Consider the following 16,533-nt stretch of genomic DNA (forward strand, 5'->3'; position numbering starts at 1 on the left):
CCCACCAAAATTCGACGGTGGGCAAGGAGCCGCGTGTGGCGACGGTGATCAATAACGCAATGCTGGAAGCCATTCTGGCAGAAATCAGGCCGCTGATTGGCCGCGGTAAAGTGGCGGATTATATTCCGGCGCTGGCCAGCGTCAGCGGCGACAAGCTTGGCATCGCTATCAGTACAGTGGACGGGCAACATTTTGCCGCCGGCGATGCGCATGAACGATTCTCCATCCAGTCGATCTCCAAAGTATTGAGTTTGGTGGTGGCCATGAACCACTATCAGGAAGAAGAGATCTGGCAGCGGGTGGGGAAAGATCCCTCTGGCCAGCCGTTTAACTCGCTGCTGCAGCTGGAGATCGAGCAGGGTAAACCGCGCAACCCATTTATCAACGCCGGGGCGCTGGTGGTTTGCGACATGCTGCAGAGCCGGCTCAGCGCGCCGCGCCAGCGGATGCTGGAGATAGTCCGCCGCCTCAGCGGCGTGGCCGATATCGCCTACGATCCGCTGGTGGCCCGCTCTGAGTTTGAGCATTCGGCGCGCAACGCCGCCATCGCCTGGCTGATGAAATCCTTCGGCAACTTCCATAACGACGTCACCACCGTGCTGCAGAACTATTTTCATTACTGTTCGCTGGAGATGAGCTGCGTCGAGCTGGCGCGAACCTTTCTCTTCCTCGCCGACCGCGGCATCGCCCCGCACCTGGAAAAGCCGGTTATCGCGCCTATCCAGTCCCGTCAGGTGAATGCCCTGATGATGACCAGCGGCATGTACCAGAACGCCGGCGAGTTCGCCTGGCGCGTGGGGCTGCCGGCGAAATCGGGCGTCGGCGGCGGAATTGTGGCGATCGTGCCGCAGGAGATGGCGATCGCGGTGTGGAGCCCGGAGCTTGACGAGGCGGGTAACTCGCTGGCCGGGGTGGCGCTGCTGGAGAAACTGACTCAGCGGCTGGGGAGGTCGGTGTTCTGATGGTCGATCAGGATCGGTTGTTTGCTCGTCTGGCGCGCTCGACGTTTCGTTCGCGCTTCCGGCTGGGGATGAAAGAGCGGCAATATTGTCTCGATAAGGGACCGGAGGTCATCGACCAGCACGCCGCCGATTTCATTCGCCAGCGGCTGGCATCCGCCGCGCCGGCCAATGATGGCAAGCAGACGCCGATGCGCGGTCACCCGGTGTTTATTGCCCAGCACGCGACCGCCACCTGCTGTCGCGGCTGCCTGGAAAAATGGCACGCCATTCCCCACGGCCGCGCGCTGAGCGAGCAGGAACAGCGCTATATTGTGCAGGTGATCCACCGCTGGCTGGTGCTGCAGATGAACGCGCCGTCTGTGCGCTAATTTGCATTTGATCGGCGCCGGAGTATGCCTGATAAATATTCTCATGTTATGATAATCCGCTAACTAACTATTAACATAATAATTGCCTGAAACAATTAGACGGATAATTACTGAATGTCTTCACTGTCGATTCGGTCATTTACACTGTTTCGTGAAGAACAACCCGTGCGCGATGCACTGGTCTTATTTACGTTAACGCTACTGCTGCATTTTCTGGGCGCCATGCTGCGTCTGGTGCAGGAGCTCTCTTTCTTCTGGCCGCTCAACGCCGTGATGGCCGGGATTTTTGCGCGCTACGTATGGCTTAATCGCAGCTATTTTTATGCCGTCTGCTTTGCGGCAATGCTGGTCTATGACGGATTAACCTCGCGCTGGGGAATGGGCTTTGCCTCATTGCTGATTAACTTCTCCAATATTGTCTTTATTGTGACCCTGGCACAGCTGGTGCTGTGGGATAAACGACGCGCCGATTCCATGCCAGGCCCGATTAACGCGCTTAATTTATTCTGTTTCTGTCTGTTAGCCGCGTTGCTGTGCGCAGCGGTCGGCGCGCTGGGGTCGGTGGACGTCGAGCGCGCCACCTTTATTCCCCAGCTGGCGGACTGGTTTAGCGAGCAGTTCTCGACGGCGGTGCTTATCCTGCCGTTTATTCTGACCCTGACGCTGCCATCCGCGTTAAGCGGTTTTCGCTTTCACCAGCTGCTGCCAGCGCTGGCGCTGGTGCTGTCGATTGCCCTCGGCGTGGCGGTGGGCGGCGCCGGCAGCATTACCTTCCCGTTACCGGCCCTGATCTGGTGCGCCGTGCGCTATCCGCTGCCGCTGACCTGCCTGTTGACCTTTCTCACCGGCATCGGCGAGATACTGCTGGTGGCCAACTCGTTAATTCACTTTTCGCCGGATACGCGAATGCAGCCGTGGCAGCTGTTTTCCACCCGCCTGGGGATCGCGGCTATGCTGATAAGCCCGGTGATCGTCGCCTCCAGCGTCGAGGCGATTAACATGCTGGTGAAGCAGCTGGCCCTGCGCGCTGATTTTGATTTCCAGACCCGCGTCTATTCCCGTTCCGGGCTGAGCGAGGCGCTGAAGCGCCAGGCGCTGCCGGCGGATAAGCTGCTGACGGTGATGGTGCTGGATATCGATGGCTTCAAGCGAGTGAATGATGCTCTGGGCCATGAAGGCGGCGATTGCGTGCTGACCCAGTTTGCCCAGCAGGTTCGACACCTGGTGGGCGAGCAGGGGATGGTTGCCCGTATCGGCGGCGAGGAGTTTGCGGTGGCCGCCGTCGTCGACAGCGCTCAGCAGGGCTATGTGCTGGCGGAGAAGATCCGCCACGGTGTGGAGTCGCAACCCTTCGGCCTCGGTCAGAACCCGATCCATCTGACCATCAGTATGGGACTGGAGACCCGCGAGGTGGGCCAAGCCCGCATTACCGAACTGTTTAACCAGCTGCTGCTGGCGGCGGATGATGAAATGGTCAAAGCCAAACAGACCGGCCGTAACCGCATCTGTATGCCGGCGCTCACCGAAAGTGCGCCATAAGAAAATCCTATCAGGATCTCTCTTGTGTTAATTTTTGGTTAAAAACATAGTGATGTGGTCGATAACAGGGAGCTCTTATGACCACATCCTTTTCACTGCGCACGCTGTCGCGTGACGATATTCTTCATCATCTTCCGGCATTAAGCGATATCCTGGCCAGCTGCGTTAACGGCGGCGCCTCGGTGAGCTTTATGCTGCCTTTCAGTCTGCAAACCGCGACGACCTTCTGGCAACGTACCGCTGACAGTGTGGCGGCCGGGGAGCGCATCGTGCTGGCCGCCCTTGACGCTGACGCGCGCCCCGTCGGCACCGTGCAGCTGATTATCAGCCAGCCGGAAAATCAGCCGCATCGTGCGGATGTCGCCAAACTTTTGGTTCACCAAAATGCCCGCCGCCAGGGTATTGCCAACGCGCTGATGGCGGAGCTGGAGCAAACCGCTCGCCGGGAAGGGAAGACAGTGCTGGTGCTGGACACGGCGACCGGCAGCGGGGCGGAGCAGTTCTATGTGCGCTGTGGCTGGGAAAAAGTGGGGGAAATTCCGCGCTATGCGCTGATGCCAGACGGCAAGATGACTGCCACCTCGCTGTTCTATAAGTTTCTGCCCTGACGGCCGCTATTGCAGAATGCTTTGATCAAAACAGGGTTTAAGTGGTCGTAAAACCTGATAACTTATTGGACCAATTACTCAGGTTGTATGACTACTATTAGAGGGAACCCATTGTGAAAACATTAAACCGTCGTGATTTCCCCGGCGCGCAGTACCCTGACCGTATCGTCCAGTTTGGTGAAGGCAACTTCCTGCGCGCATTCGTTGACTGGCAGATCGACCTGCTTAACGAGCATACCGACCTGAATGCGGGCATCGTGGTCGTTCGCCCCATTGAGACGGATTTTCCACCGTCGCTGAACACCCAGGACGGCCTCTATACCACCATTATCCGTGGTCTCAACGAGCAGGGCGAAGCGGTTAGCGACGCGCGGTTGATCCGATCGGTCAACCGCGAAATCAGCGCTTACGCTGACTACGACGCTTTTTTACGACTGGCGCATAACCCGGAGATACGGTTTGTCTTCTCCAATACCACCGAGGCAGGCATCAGCTACCATGCCGGGGATCGGTTTGACGACGCGCCGCCGGTCAGCTATCCGGCGAAACTAACCCGCCTGCTGTTTGAGCGTTACCAGCATTTCGCCGGCGCAGCCGATAAGGGATGGGTGATTATCCCCTGCGAACTGATCGATTATAACGGTGAGGCGCTGCAGGCCCTGGTCCTGCGCTATGCCGCCGAGTGGCAGCTGCCGCAGGACTTTATCAACTGGCTCACCTCGGCGAACACCTTCTGTTCCACCCTGGTGGATCGCATTGTGACCGGCTATCCGCGCGATGAAGTGGCGGCTCTGGAGGCGCAAACCGGCTATCAAGACGCTTTCCTCGATACCGCCGAGCACTTCTATCTGTTTGTTATCCAGGGGCCCGCTTCGCTGGCCAGCGAGCTGCGTCTCGATAAGCTGCCGCTGAATGTGCGTATCGTCGACGATATCAAGCCCTATAAAGAGCGCAAAGTGGCGATCCTTAACGGGGCGCACACCGCCCTGGTGCCGGTGGCCTTCCAGGCTGGAATCGACACCGTCGGCGAAGCGATGAACGACGCGGAGATTTGCGCGTTTGTCGAAAAAGCGATTTATGACGAGATTATTCCGGTGCTGGACCTGCCGCGCGATGAGCTGGTGTCATTCGCCAGCGCCGTGACCGGGCGCTTCCGCAATCCCTATATCAAACATCAGCTGCTCTCGATCGCCCTCAACGGCATGACCAAGTACCGCACCCGTATTCTGCCGCAGCTGCTGGCAGGGCAGAAGGCGCATGGCGCGCTGCCGCCGCGCCTGACCTTCGCGCTGGCGGCGCTGATCGCCTTCTACCGAGGAGAGCGGGAGGGGACAAGCTATCCGGTACAGGATGATGCTGACTGGCTGACGCGCTACCAGACGCTCTGGGCCCGCCATCGCGACGGTCAGATAAGCACCCGCGAGCTGGTTTCCGCTGTGCTCAGCGTGGAGTCCCACTGGGAGCAGGATCTAAGCCAGATCCCCGGACTGGTGGATCAGGTCGCCGCTGACCTTGACGCTATTCTGACCCGCGGGATGCGCGACGCCGTCAGGCCGCTCTGCTGATAGCGAAGTCTCTTCACCCGGCTGCGGCCGGGTTTATTGGCACTCAAATTAGTTACAACATACTTTTTTATTGTCCCGATAGAGCCGGTCAGCAGCCCCGCTGCAAAAGGCTTTTTAGTGCCAAATCGCCCTGCGCAGGCGGGAATTATGGTTAAGCCGCTTGAACAAATATCTGCGCAGGAAAATAATGGCCTTAATACCTGGTTCCTGCCAATGTTCGCAGGCTAATTCATTCATCTGTAAGGAAACTCGCATGGTCATCGATATCCGGGAAGTACGGCCGCATGACAAAGCCGAATGGCTTCAGCTCTGGGAAGGCTATACCCACTTCTACGGCAGTCCGCAGCCGGAAGAGGTGACCGAATGCACCTGGCAGCGGATGCTGGACGTGAACTCACCCGTGCTGGGCAGGGTCGCGGTGGTGGATGATACGGTGGTGGGATTCGCTATCTGCATTCTGCACGAAGGCACCTGGGTCACCACGCCAATCTGCTATCTGGAGGATCTGTTCGTCGATCCAGCTTTCCGCGGACAAGGCATTGCCAGAACGCTGATTAAGTCGCTGCAAACTGAAGGGGCTGATCAAGGCTGGTCACGTCTGTACTGGCATACTCGCCGTGATAATCCCGCCCGCCACCTGTATGATGAATTCACCCCAGCTGACGATTATGTACGCTACAGGATCACCCTTGACTCCTGAAGCGATAAGATGCTGTTAAGCTTTTCCCGCTATAACAGGGGAAACAGGCTCAGGAGAAGCAACGATGGAAAAACGTCTCGAAACAGTGGTCAATCTGATAATGTTTCTTTCGCTATTGGCGACGGCCTGGGATCTGTCACTGGTGCATCATCTCGCCTGGTAGCAACTAAATAGCCTGAATCGCGGCGCCCCTGCAGGCGCCGCCTGACTTATTCACCCGCCATTTTGCCGGCGCTAAAACTCCAGTCCTCCAGCTGGTTAAACTGGATCACCACCATCACGTCCTGCGGGCTGACCGCCATCTCATCGGCTAACCGCGCGCAGAGCCGACGATAGAGACCCTGTTTCTGCGCCCGGCGGCGCGGTTTTCCGGCGAAAATATGAAACAGCACGAAGCGGTCGCTGCGACCGCCGCTAAGATAATGCGGGTCGTAAATGCGCTGCCCGTCGGCGGTCTGCTCGATAAACTGAAATTTGTCCGCCGGCGGCACGGCAAACTCCGCCACCAGACACTCATGGAATAGCGCCGACAGCTGAGCAAACTCCGCGGGACGCCATGCCGTACCAAGCGAAATACGGGTCAGAGGCATGGCGCCTCCTGCGCGTTCAGGCAGGTCAGGGCGCTGGCCGCCGCCGGCCAGCCGGCGTAGAACGCCAGGTGGGTAAATAATTCGACAATTTCCTCCTGGCTCAGGCCATTTCGATAGCCGTAGGCGATATGCCAGGGCAGTTGCTCGGTTTTGCCCAGCGCCGTCAGGGCGGAGAGGGTGATTAAGCTGCGTTCCCGGGGCGACAGCTCGCTGCGCGCCCAGATATCGCCAAACAGCACCGTTTCGGTCAGTTCTGCCAGTTTTGGCGCAATGGCAGCCAGCGTGTGGCGATCGACAGGGGTGGTATCCATGGTGACTCCCGTTACAGGTTGAAGTGGTCGTCACTGTCGCACGCTGAGGAATGTGTTGAATATCGCAATGTTCAGGATAATTGATCCTGAAAAACAGGAATGTTTGCTGGCTCGACTTGCTTATGTATTGGTTATGTTTTACTCCACGCTCAAGGCAACCCTCAGGCGGCTATTTTTCGCGCCACGATAAACAGACGTGGGAAGCGTAGAAGCACCATTCCGTTACACTGTAACGGATAGTGGTCGGCCAACGATGCCAAATAGCGGGTCAGAAAGGCGCTTTTGGCCTGCTCATCGAGGTCCGTCAGATAAGGTCGCAATCCGGTGCCCTGCAGCCAGTCGACTATCGCCTGATGAGAAGCGAGCGGATGAAAATAGGTGGTGCGCCAGATATCAACTTCACAGCCCTGACGGGTGAGCAGATCGTACCAGGCGTCCGGCGGAAGCAAGGGCTGGCGGCCGCGGTCCGGCATTCCCAGCTCGCCGGCGACCTGACGCATCAGAGTATGGGAGGGCTCCTGCCAGTTATCCGGCATCTGCACCGCCAGCGTACCCTTATCCGCCAGCTGATTCACCAGATGCGGAAACAGCGTCTCATGATCCGCCAGCCACTGCAGCGAGGCGTTGGCATAGATCACGTCTGGCGGTTGCGCAGGCCGCCAGCTGGCGATATCGACCTCGATGAACTCACAGTCGGGTAAGGCCCGCGCTGCCTGGTCCAGCATGGCCGGGGAGTTATCGATACCGACGATCGCCGCCAGCGGCCAGGCGGCACGCAGCAGGCGGGTACTGTTGCCCGGCCCGCAGCCGAGGTCAACGACGCTCTCTACCTGCAGGTGAGCGATACGGGAAAGCAGGTCAGCCGCCGGGCGTGTGCGCTCAGCGTCAAACTGCAGATACAGCGAAGGATTCCAGTCAGCCATCGGGCGTTGTCCTGTGTGAGGGAGACAGGGCAAAGCATAGAACGCCCAGGGCCGCCTGTCAGGGGAAATGATCCCCTGCAGCACCTGGCAGCGTGACACTGTCACAGATAAAATGGCATCAGCAGGCTATCGCGTGCGGTATGGGCACATTGTGAGGGGAAGCGGATTGGTCAGCATCTGCGCCCGCAGCGGGCGCAGTGGCTTATTCGGCGTTCTTCAGCGCTTCGGCGCGGCTGGCGGTGGCGTAAACAAAATCCAGCATCGGCTCGAGATCGGTATCATAGCCGGCCTGAATAATCTTCCCGCGCAGCCATTCGATTTCACTGGTGATATCGGGATGGAAAATGTTGTTATCCTGCGCCCGGCGCAGCCATTTCAGCAGAAAGTTGTTCTTTCCTCGGATACCGCCCGACTTTTTCGACTTTCCGTGCATCTTCAGCGCGACCAGGACGCAGTAATAGAAATGAACGCGCTGATTAAAACTTTGGTGCATGTCTGTGTTTCCCGCCAGAATCAGGAATTCACCGTGTGGGTCAGTGATTCGGATTGGACTACGGCGGCGGGCTGGATCGTTGCGCGATCTCTGTTGTTTTCCGCCACCGTCCTTGCATCTGTCGCCAGACGCTGAGGGGGATGTTGGCACGGAAGCCGAATCGTCGTCAATTGCCGATTCGTTTTTTGCCGGTGTCGGCAGCCCGCGGCGATCCGCGAGCCGGGCCTGGCTACGTCCTGACCGCTGCCCGCTGTTGCAGATGTACGCGTAAAATCAGCAGGAAAGCGAACACGACGACGATCGCCGCCAGCAGATACAGGGTGGCGAGATCGTAGTAGCCGGCGACCCAGCCGGCCAGCGGCCCGGTCAGCCCCAGCGCGAGGTCAAGGAACGCCGAGTAGGTGCCGAGGGCGGTCCCCTGGTTTTGCTCTTCCACCTGTTTTACCGCCTCAACCCCCAACGCCGGGAAGACCAGCGAAAAACCCGAGCCGGTGAGGAAGGCGCCGATGCCCGCCACCCAGGCTGACGGCGCCAGCCAGATAAGCAGCAGACCGAGACATTCGATGACGAAGCAGGCCAGGGAGACCGGGACTCCGCCATAGCGGGTGATGGTATTCCCCAGCACCAGGCGAACACAGATAAAACCGACGCTGAACAGCGAGAGGGTAAACGCGGCGCCCTGCCAGCTGTGCGCGGCAAAGTAAAGGGTGATAAAGGTGGCGATAACGCCGAAACCGACGGTGCCAAAGGCCAGCCCCAGGCCATAAGGCCAGATTTTGCGCACCACCGCGTGAAAGGGCGCTCTGACACCGGCGGTCACGCTGACGTCTTGCCGCGTGCGGGCGAACAGCAGGCCGATGGCGGCGACCATCACCACCACCGTGGCAAAGCCGCTGATGCCGAAATAGTGGTTAAGAGTGACCCCCAGCGGCGCGCCCACCGCCATCGCCACATAGGTCGCCACGCCGTTCCACGAGATCACCCGTGATGTATGGATCGCGCCGACGGTTTTGATCCCCCAGAGGGTGGCTCCGGTGGCGGTAAAGCTCTCGCCGACGCCAAGAAATACCCGGCCCGCCAACAGCGCGGCAATCGCCAGCATGGGCATCGTCTGCAACATTACCGCCAGCAGCGTGAAGGCGCCGCTAAGCAGACAGCAGACGATCCCGAGGCTAACCACTCTTTTCGGCCCCCAGATATCGGTATAGCGCCCGGCGTGCGGCCGGCTTATTAGCGTGGAGATGTACTGCAGACTGATCACAATACCGGCGACAAAGGTGCTGTAGCCCAGCTGATAGTGAATATAACCCGGTAGAACGGCCAGTGGCAGACCAATGGAGAGATAGCAGATACAGGTAAAAACAACGATCGAAATGATGCGCAAATTAAGCTGCGTGGTGCTGACGGAAGTGCTCATAGGGATAAAGGGTTAATACATAGGGATGTTTAGCATAGCGCGCCGCGAGAAGGCTGGCGAGTCGGGAAGGCGTTTTATCGGTAACCGACGGGAACGTTGTCTGTCCGAAGGTAAATAATTGCTTTTGCAGCGGTTGACGCCAGCCCCGATCATCGTCAGCTCGCCGCCACATGCGAATCATCGCCCACCACGCCCCAGGCGCGGTTTTGCAGCACGGTGCGATAGCCGTCGCGGTCGACGAAAGTGACGCCGTTGACCTCCCAGTAGGGGTTGAACGCCGTGACGCGCAGAAACCCGGCGGCGTCCATGGCGCTGCATTGTGCCTCCCAGGCCTGACGCTGCGGATAGTACAGCACCAGCAGATCTTCATCTCCTGGCGAGGGAGTGACGGGATGGTGGCGGCAATGGGTGAATTCCAGATGCCAGCCGGCATCCGCCAAACCGATCATTATCCCGCTGAATCCTTCATGATCGGTAAAGCTTCCAAGTTCCTGCAGCCCCAGCCCGGCGCAATACATGCTGGCGCTGGTCTCCAGTTCGCTGACCGGTCTGGCGATGCGCATGTGGCAGAACGACATAATGACTCCCATAAGGCGTAGGCCGGGTCAGGCGCAGCCGCCACCCGGCAAAAAAACGGCGTCACAGCCGCGACCTGTGGCGAAAAGCGATTCTGTCGCTGTTGTCGCTCGGGTTGATACTGTAGCGGCAAAACGCCTCTGCGTTTGTCGGCAAGAGCTCTGGGTCGCCCCCTGCGCGTGTGTCACTGAATCCTCTTCTAGCTTAGCCGTTCGCAGCGCTTTGTAACAGGATGCGCCACTCGCTGAGGGCGGAGGTGCTGAACCCCTGACGCCAGATAAGCTGGGTGGTCGCCTCGCACAGCGGTTCGCTAAGACAGTTTTCGGGAAGCGTCATCAGCGACAGCACGCTCTGCGGCAGCAGGCAGACGTAGCGCCCGGAGGCCACGCAGGCCAGCATGCTGTGATAGGAGCTAACCTCATGCACCTCGACGGCCGCCTGTTGCTCCGCCAGCCAGCGCTCTCCCAACGCCCGATAGCTGCAGCCGCTGGTAAATGCCGCGAACCGCAGCGGGCCCGCGCCCTGCGGCCGGACCAGCATCAGGGTTTCCTGAAACACCGGGACAGATTCCAGCCCGGGCGGGCATGTCGGTTGGCCATCCGGCCCTGGCGGCAGGCAGACCAGCGCGGCATCGAGGGCGGCGGTGAATACCCCCTCGGCTAACTGGCGGGTCGGCCGGGTGCTGAGGGTGACATCCACCTGCGGGCATTGCTGTTGGAAGCGGGTAAGCAGCGGCGGCAGACGGCTGGCGGCGGTCGCCTCCATCGCGCCCAACCGCAGGCTGCCGCCGGGTGTGGTCGGATGCAGAGCCTGCTTTGCCTCCTCCGCCAGGCTCAGGATCCGCCGGGCATAGCTGAGAAACTGAACGCCTGCCGGCGATAGCACCATTTTTTTGTTGCCGCGGACGAAAAGTTCCACGGCAAGCTCCTCTTCCAGCTGCTGAATACGGGTGGTGATATTAGACTGGGCGCGGCCAAGCCGTTTTGCTGCCAGGGTGACGCTTTGCGTGTCGGCCACCTGGATAAAAATCTGCAGTGTGCTGTGGTTCATATTTTTATTCTCAATATGATAATGATGTTGATCTTATCATCTTTAAAAGAGATGGTAAGCCTCCGGCATCACTCATCTACGAGGAACCCATGCAAAATTCACTGCTTTCGCTTCTTGATATTGACTACCCCCTGATCCAGGCCCCGATGGCGGGCGTCTCCACCCCCGCGCTGGCTGCTGCGGTGAGTAATGCCGGGGCGCTGGGTTCGCTGGGGCTGGGCGCTGCAACCGTTGCCCAGGCGGAAGCGATGATCGTCGCCACCCGCCAGCTGACGGACCGGCCGTTCAATGTCAATTTATTTTGCCATGCGCCGCCGCGGCGCGACGCCCCACGTGAAGCGGACTGGGCAGAGACGCTGCGCCCCCATTTTACCCGCTTTGGCAGTACGCCTCCGGCATCGCTTAGGGAGATATACCAGACGTTTATCGGCCACACCGCCATGCTGGAGCTGCTTCTCGACCACTCGCCGGCGGTGGTGAGCTTTCATTTCGGCCTTCCTGAAGGTGAGACGATCCAGCGTCTGCGACAGCAGGGGATTGTCACCCTGGCGACGGCAACCTCGCTCCAGGAGGCGCAGCTGATTGAACAGCAGGGGATCGACGTGGTGGTCGCTCAGGGCTATGAGGCGGGCGGGCACCGGGGGATCTTTGCTCCGCAGGAGCCTGACGCGCAGCTGAGCACCTTCACCCTGGTGCAACTTCTGCGGCGTCGACTAACCATCCCGGTAGTGGCCGCCGGGGGCATCATGGACGGAGCGGGGATCGCTAGCGTGATGCAGTTGGGGGCGCAGGGCGTACAGCTCGGTACGGCGTTTTTACTGTGTCCGGAATCGGCCGCCGACGCCGGCTATCGCGCGGCGATCCACAACAGCCTTGACGGGCGTACGGTGCTGACCTCCGCAATATCCGGGCGTCCGGCACGCTGTCTGGCGAATGCCTTCTGCGCGCTGGGGGAAGCCTGTCCGACGAGCGCCGTGCCGGATTATCCGCTGGCGTATGATATCGGCAAAGCGCTGGCCGCCGCCGCGAAAGCCCAGGGCGTCCATGAGTATGGCGCCCACTGGGCCGGGCAGGGGGTGGGGTTGATCCGCGAGTGTGACGCCGCCCGTCTGGTCCGCCAGTTGGCGGCAGAGAGCGGCTGGAACTAATGACTGACGGCTAACGGCGGTGGGCCAGGCTGCGCACCAGCCGATCGCCGGCCATCTGCACGCCCTGAACCATCGCCACCAGGATCAGCACTGTGCCAAACATCACCTCATTATTGAATCGCTGATAGCCGTAGCGGATGGCGAGGTCGCCGAGTCCGCCGCCGCCGATCACCCCGGCCATCGACGAAAAGCCAATCAGCATCACGATGGTCAGCGTGATCCCGGCCAGCAGCGTCGGCAGGGCTTCTGGCAGCAGGGATTTAAAAATCACGTGCCAGACGTTGCCGCCCATCGACAGAATGGCTTCGATTCTTCCGTAATCCACCTCGTCGAGCGCGTTTTCCGTCAGGCGGGCAAAGAACGGAAAGGCGCCGATGGTCACCGGCACGATGGCGGCGGTGCTGCCCAGCGTGGTGCCGACGATCAGCCGGGTAAAAGGGATCAGGGCGATCAGCAGCACGATAAACGGTAGCGACCTGCCGATGTTGATCACCGCGCCTAACAGCGCGTTCAGTTTCGGCATCGGCGCCAGCCCGTTGGCGCGGGAAATAAATAACAACACACCGGTGGGCAGCCCGATCAGCACGGTAAACAGGGCCGCCAGGCCCACCATATAGAGCGTATCCAGCGTGCCGTCGAGTAATAACGGCCACAAATCTTCCCAGCTCATGCTACTCCGCATAATGGCCTCCCCTGAACGCCGTGACGGGTAAGAAAATCCTGTTCAGCCTGCGGGTCGTGCAGCAACGACTGGCGCAGCCGCGACCATGGGGTCACCAGCAGGTCGGCGAGTTTGCCGCTCTCGACAATCTCGCCCTGTTCCAGCAGTGCCGCGTGGTCACAAATGGTTTTCACCACCTCCAGCTGGTGCGTTATCAGCACAATGGTCAGATTGAGCCGCTGGTTAATATCCGCCAGCAGAGCCAGCACCGAGGCGGTGGTCTCGGGATCCAGAGCGCTGGTCGCCTCGTCGCACAGCAGCACCTCCGGTCGGGCGGCCAGCGCCCGGGCGATGCCGACGCGCTGTTTTTGCCCGCCGGAAAGCTGCGACGGGAAAGCGGCGGCCTTTTCGCTGAGATCCACCAGCTCCAGCAGTTCGCGCACCCGCGCTTCGCGAGCGGCCCGCGGCACCCCGGCAATCTCCAGCGGCACCGCGATGTTATCGGCGACGGTACGGGCATGCAGCAGATTGAAGTGCTGGAAAATCATCCCGGTGCGCAGGCGATAATCCCGCAGCGCCGCCTTGTTCAGCTGATTAATATCTTGTCCGTTCACCAGAATGCGGCCCGAGGTGGGCCGCTCCAGCAAATTGAGACAGCGGATGAGCGTACTTTTGCCGGCGCCGCTGCGCCCGAGAATGCCGTATATCGCCCCTTTCGGGATCTGTAACGCGATATCGTTCAGCGCCGGTCGGCCGGTTCCGGCGTAGGTTTTGCTCAGCCCTTCGATGGTGATCATGACTGAGGGGCCACCGGGATCACCGAGCCGTTGTAGTTTTTACGGATAAACTCCGCCACCTGCGGCGACGTCAGGTCTTTCGCCAGCGCCTTAATACGCGGGTCATTCGCCAGGGCCGGGGTGGTCACCAGGATATTGGCGTAGGGGTTATGCTCGGCGCTTTCCAGCCCCAGGGCATCTTTCGCTGGCACCAGACCGGCTTCCAGCGCGTAGTTACCGTTAATCACCGCCAGGTCGACATCGTCGAGGGAGCGCGGGATCTGCGGCGATTCAATCTCCAGGATCTTCAGGTGTTTCGGGTTCTCGACAATATCCTTCGGCGTCGCCAGGGTGGTGGCCGGGTCGGTAAATTTGGGGTCCAGCTTAATAAGCTTCTGCGCCTGCAGCAGGAACAGCGCCCGGCTCAGGTTGGTGGTGTTATTCGGTACCGCCACCGTGGCGTTTTCCGGCAGCGACGAGAAATCTTTATGCTTATGCGAGTAGATCCCCAGCGGCTCAATATGCACCGTGGCCGCGACGGCAAAGGTTTTACCCAGCGCTTTCTCCTGATCCTTCAGGTAGGGGACATGCTGGAAGTAGTTGGCATCCACATCGCCACTGGCCAGCAGTTCATTGGCGTTGACCCCGCTGGTCAGCTCCACCACCTTAAGATCGAGACTGGGATCGATTTTTTTGATGTAGTTGAGGATCTCCGCGTGGGGAACCGGGTCCGCGGCGACGCGCAGCGCGGCGGCCTGGGCAGACGTCCATGCCAGAGAAAGAGACAGTGCGACCCCTGCCAGTTTAAAAGCAGCATATTTCATGGTGTGTTCCTTTTTAGTTATGGTTAAACGATCAATTGCTCGGCGCGTTCGCGAAAAACGTCCTGATAGTAGCGTTCCGCCACGTCCGGATGGGAACGCAGACGGCCCTTGAGATAATTCCAGCCGACATCGCGCAGCAGCGGATTGTGCGGGTCGCTGTCCGGACCGCGCGCTTCACGCGCCAGCTCGGGCGGCAGGGTATAAACCGGCACCACCGCGTCAAGCTGGGCGCCAAGGAAGAAAGCGATGGAGAGGCGCTGCTGCTGAGCCGGCGGTGACACCACCCGGTGAACGGTAGCGCGCAGATAGCCGTTGGTGGCCAGCTCCAGCAGTTCGCCAATATTGACCACAAAGCTGCCGGCCAGCGGTACGGCGTCGATCCACTGCCCGGGCGCCACCTCAACCTGCAGCCCTTTCTGCTCGTCCTGCAGCAGGAAGCTGAGAAAACCGGAATCTTTATGGGCGCCAACGCCCTGGCTGCTCTGGGTCTCCTGCTGGCCGGGATAACGGATCAGCTTGATATGCTCGTTGGGTTGGTCGCCGTAAAGCCGGTCAAAGGCATTCTCCGGGAGCTGCAGCGCTTCGGCAAAGGCGCGCAGCAGGCGGATCCCCACCTGAGTCATCTGCTGTTGCCAGTGAAGTAATACCGGTTTTAGCGATGGCAGCGCGGCAGGCCACAGATTCGGACCCTGCAGGCGCTGCCAGCGCGGCGCGTCGTCGCTGAGGGTCAGCGCCGGACGTTCGGCGCCGATATCAAACTGCTCTCGCCAGTCAGGCTGGCCGCGCGTCAGCTCAGAGGCCGCGCGGTTATAGCCGCGAAAATGGGGGGAGTGGATCATCGCCACCTGCTGTTTTTGCGCATCATCGAGCGCAAAAAAGCGCTGGGACTGGCGCTGAACTTCATATTGAAGCGCGTCGTCGACACCGTGGTTGATCAGATAAAAGAAGCCGATGTCGCGGGCGGCGTGACGCAGGTCGGCCAGGAAGGCCGCTTTATCCGCGGGGTCCGCGTAGCGGGCCAGATCGAGAATCGGCAGGGTGGTCGCGTTCATTGTGTTCTCCGAAAACGGGATAATAAGTTATGGGTCGATTCAGGTTCAGGGTTCTGGCACAACAGCAGCGCATGGTGATTTCCTCTGTCCGGGGCTGAGCACAGCTTGCCTCAGGGCCAGATAAGCAACCAATAACGTTATTTTCTAATTTATGTCCGCGCGGGGTTCTGTGCTTTTGCGTTAAATAGATAAAGGCGTAAGGGCGAACTGAAGCCGTTGCGCCCGTCACCGAGAGTCAGTAAGGTGGGCGCACTTTTTTAATGCGGAACGGATGTATCCTCATGCACAGCTCAAAAGATCCCCTGCACGGCGTGACGCTGGAAGCGCTGCTCAATGCCCTGGTGGCGCGCTACGGCTGGGTGGAAATGGCCCGCCAGGTCAACATTAACTGCTTTAAAAGCGATCCCAGCATCAAGTCCAGCCTGAAATTTCTCCGCCGGACGCCGTGGGCGCGTAAAGAGGTGGAGGCGATGTATCTGGCTTCGCTCGACGACGATGCGCCGGCAGAGAAACCGGATCCCTGGGCAAACTGGCAGAAAAAATAACCCTTACCACAGGACAACATCATGCAGAGCTGGAGCAGTAAAGATTTCACCGCCGACCGCGCGTGGGGCGCGCTGGACATTGCCAATTTTTCCGGCACCACCGTGCGCCTGCACTGGACCGACCAACCCTATATCTGGCACATCAACGACGGTCAGGAGGTGTTTGCCGTGATGGATGGTCAGGTGGCGATGCATGTGAAGGTCGACGGCGAGGAGCAGGTGATCATGCTGAACGCCGGAGATATCTTTTACGCCGAGGTGGGATGCGAGCATGTCGCCCATCCCCAGGGGGCGGCGCGTATTCTGGTGATTGAGAAAGAAGGGTCGGTCTGATCCCGCCGGCGGGCAATTCGTTAGCCCGCCGTTTCATCGCCTGTCAGACTCAACATACCGCGTTGATATAAATCACTTATCCAGCTTTCAAT

20 protein-coding genes are annotated in these 16,533 nt (G+C 59.7%); 9 read left to right on the forward strand and 11 right to left on the reverse strand.

What is annotated here, in order from left to right; genetic code table 11:
* The first annotated feature begins 35 nt into the window (after positions 1–35).
* From glsB to ABLU73_RS16190, 6 genes are all read left to right on the forward strand, one after another.
* Complete coding sequence (glsB, locus tag ABLU73_RS16165) at positions 36–962, forward strand: glutaminase B (RefSeq protein WP_004205960.1); 927 nt, start codon at positions 36–38, stop codon at positions 960–962.
* A complete protein-coding gene (locus ABLU73_RS16170) occupies positions 962–1,330 on the forward strand; it encodes a DUF4186 domain-containing protein (protein WP_004205959.1) in 369 nt (122 codons plus the stop codon). Before glsB ends, ABLU73_RS16170 begins: the two co-directional genes overlap by 1 nt.
* A 114-nt stretch (positions 1,331–1,444) precedes the next feature.
* Positions 1,445–2,869: a GGDEF domain-containing protein gene (locus tag ABLU73_RS16175; RefSeq protein WP_064187247.1), complete on the forward strand. Its 1,425-nt coding sequence runs from the start codon at positions 1,445–1,447 to the stop codon at positions 2,867–2,869.
* A gap of 77 nt (positions 2,870–2,946) precedes the next feature.
* Entirely contained in the window at positions 2,947–3,477 is a 531-nt protein-coding gene (locus ABLU73_RS16180; protein ID WP_049003686.1) for a GNAT family N-acetyltransferase, read from the forward strand.
* 113 nt (positions 3,478–3,590) lie between these two features.
* Entirely contained in the window at positions 3,591–5,042 is a 1,452-nt protein-coding gene (locus ABLU73_RS16185) for a tagaturonate reductase (RefSeq protein ID WP_264924081.1), read from the forward strand.
* 253 nt (positions 5,043–5,295) lie between these two features.
* Positions 5,296–5,742, forward strand: a complete 447-nt coding sequence (locus tag ABLU73_RS16190) for a GNAT family N-acetyltransferase (RefSeq protein WP_049115609.1) — start codon at positions 5,296–5,298, stop codon at positions 5,740–5,742.
* Between the two features lie 209 nt (positions 5,743–5,951).
* Here ABLU73_RS16190 and ABLU73_RS16195 read toward each other — a convergent pair whose 3' ends face one another.
* The 7 genes from ABLU73_RS16195 to ABLU73_RS16225 form a co-directional block, all read right to left on the reverse strand.
* Entirely contained in the window at positions 5,952–6,332 is a 381-nt protein-coding gene (locus tag ABLU73_RS16195) for a tautomerase family protein (RefSeq protein WP_004205951.1), read from the reverse strand.
* On the reverse strand, positions 6,323–6,643 hold the full coding sequence (locus tag ABLU73_RS16200; protein ID WP_004205948.1) for a carboxymuconolactone decarboxylase family protein: 321 nt from the start codon (positions 6,641–6,643) through the stop codon (positions 6,323–6,325). The genes ABLU73_RS16195 and ABLU73_RS16200 overlap by 10 nt, the downstream gene beginning before the upstream one ends.
* 161 nt (positions 6,644–6,804) lie before the next feature.
* Positions 6,805–7,566: a trans-aconitate 2-methyltransferase gene (tam, locus tag ABLU73_RS16205; protein WP_348850294.1), complete on the reverse strand. Its 762-nt coding sequence runs from the start codon at positions 7,564–7,566 to the stop codon at positions 6,805–6,807.
* A gap of 202 nt (positions 7,567–7,768) precedes the next feature.
* Positions 7,769–8,059, reverse strand: a complete 291-nt coding sequence (locus tag ABLU73_RS16210) for a hypothetical protein (protein ID WP_004205945.1) — start codon at positions 8,057–8,059, stop codon at positions 7,769–7,771.
* A 229-nt stretch (positions 8,060–8,288) separates the two neighbouring features.
* Positions 8,289–9,476: an MFS transporter gene (locus ABLU73_RS16215; RefSeq protein ID WP_004205944.1), complete on the reverse strand. Its 1,188-nt coding sequence runs from the start codon at positions 9,474–9,476 to the stop codon at positions 8,289–8,291.
* A 155-nt stretch (positions 9,477–9,631) separates the two neighbouring features.
* Entirely contained in the window at positions 9,632–10,054 is a 423-nt protein-coding gene (locus ABLU73_RS16220; protein ID WP_065877665.1) for a VOC family protein, read from the reverse strand.
* 202 nt (positions 10,055–10,256) lie between these two features.
* The gene (locus ABLU73_RS16225; protein ID WP_017900370.1) at positions 10,257–11,102 is read right to left on the reverse strand and encodes a LysR substrate-binding domain-containing protein; all 846 of its coding nucleotides are present in this window, start codon (positions 11,100–11,102) and stop codon (positions 10,257–10,259) included.
* 89 nt (positions 11,103–11,191) lie between these two features.
* Here ABLU73_RS16225 and ABLU73_RS16230 point away from each other — a divergent pair, with 89 nt between their 5' ends.
* Positions 11,192–12,250, forward strand: coding sequence for a nitronate monooxygenase (locus tag ABLU73_RS16230; protein WP_043519548.1), 1,059 nt, complete (start codon positions 11,192–11,194; stop codon positions 12,248–12,250).
* Between the two features lie 10 nt (positions 12,251–12,260).
* Here ABLU73_RS16230 and ABLU73_RS16235 read toward each other — a convergent pair whose 3' ends face one another.
* The 4 genes from ABLU73_RS16235 to ABLU73_RS16250 are packed head-to-tail and all read right to left on the reverse strand — an operon-like array spanning position 12,261 to position 15,563.
* Positions 12,261–12,920, reverse strand: coding sequence for a methionine ABC transporter permease (locus ABLU73_RS16235; protein ID WP_004217626.1), 660 nt, complete (start codon positions 12,918–12,920; stop codon positions 12,261–12,263).
* Positions 12,917–13,708 carry a methionine ABC transporter ATP-binding protein gene (locus ABLU73_RS16240; RefSeq protein ID WP_074194076.1) on the reverse strand — a complete coding sequence of 264 codons (792 nt, stop codon included), beginning with the start codon at positions 13,706–13,708 and terminating at the stop codon, positions 12,917–12,919. The genes ABLU73_RS16235 and ABLU73_RS16240 overlap by 4 nt, the downstream gene beginning before the upstream one ends.
* Complete coding sequence (locus tag ABLU73_RS16245) at positions 13,705–14,511, reverse strand: MetQ/NlpA family ABC transporter substrate-binding protein (RefSeq protein ID WP_004205939.1); 807 nt, start codon at positions 14,509–14,511, stop codon at positions 13,705–13,707. The genes ABLU73_RS16240 and ABLU73_RS16245 overlap by 4 nt, the downstream gene beginning before the upstream one ends.
* 23 nt (positions 14,512–14,534) lie before the next feature.
* Positions 14,535–15,563 (reverse strand): isopenicillin N synthase family oxygenase, encoded by a 1,029-nt coding sequence (locus tag ABLU73_RS16250; RefSeq protein WP_043519549.1) that lies wholly within the window; start codon positions 15,561–15,563, stop codon positions 14,535–14,537.
* 281 nt (positions 15,564–15,844) lie between these two features.
* Between ABLU73_RS16250 and ABLU73_RS16255 the strand changes: the two genes are divergently transcribed.
* A complete protein-coding gene (locus ABLU73_RS16255; protein ID WP_040250364.1) occupies positions 15,845–16,108 on the forward strand; it encodes a VF530 family protein in 264 nt (87 codons plus the stop codon).
* Between the two features lie 21 nt (positions 16,109–16,129).
* Entirely contained in the window at positions 16,130–16,441 is a 312-nt protein-coding gene (locus ABLU73_RS16260; RefSeq protein WP_004205936.1) for a cupin domain-containing protein, read from the forward strand.
* Positions 16,442–16,533: the final 92 nt, after the last annotated feature.

The sequence above is a fragment of the Klebsiella sp. GG_Kp175 genome (assembly GCF_040062325.1).
GTDB lineage: Bacteria > Pseudomonadota > Gammaproteobacteria > Enterobacterales > Enterobacteriaceae > Klebsiella > Klebsiella quasipneumoniae.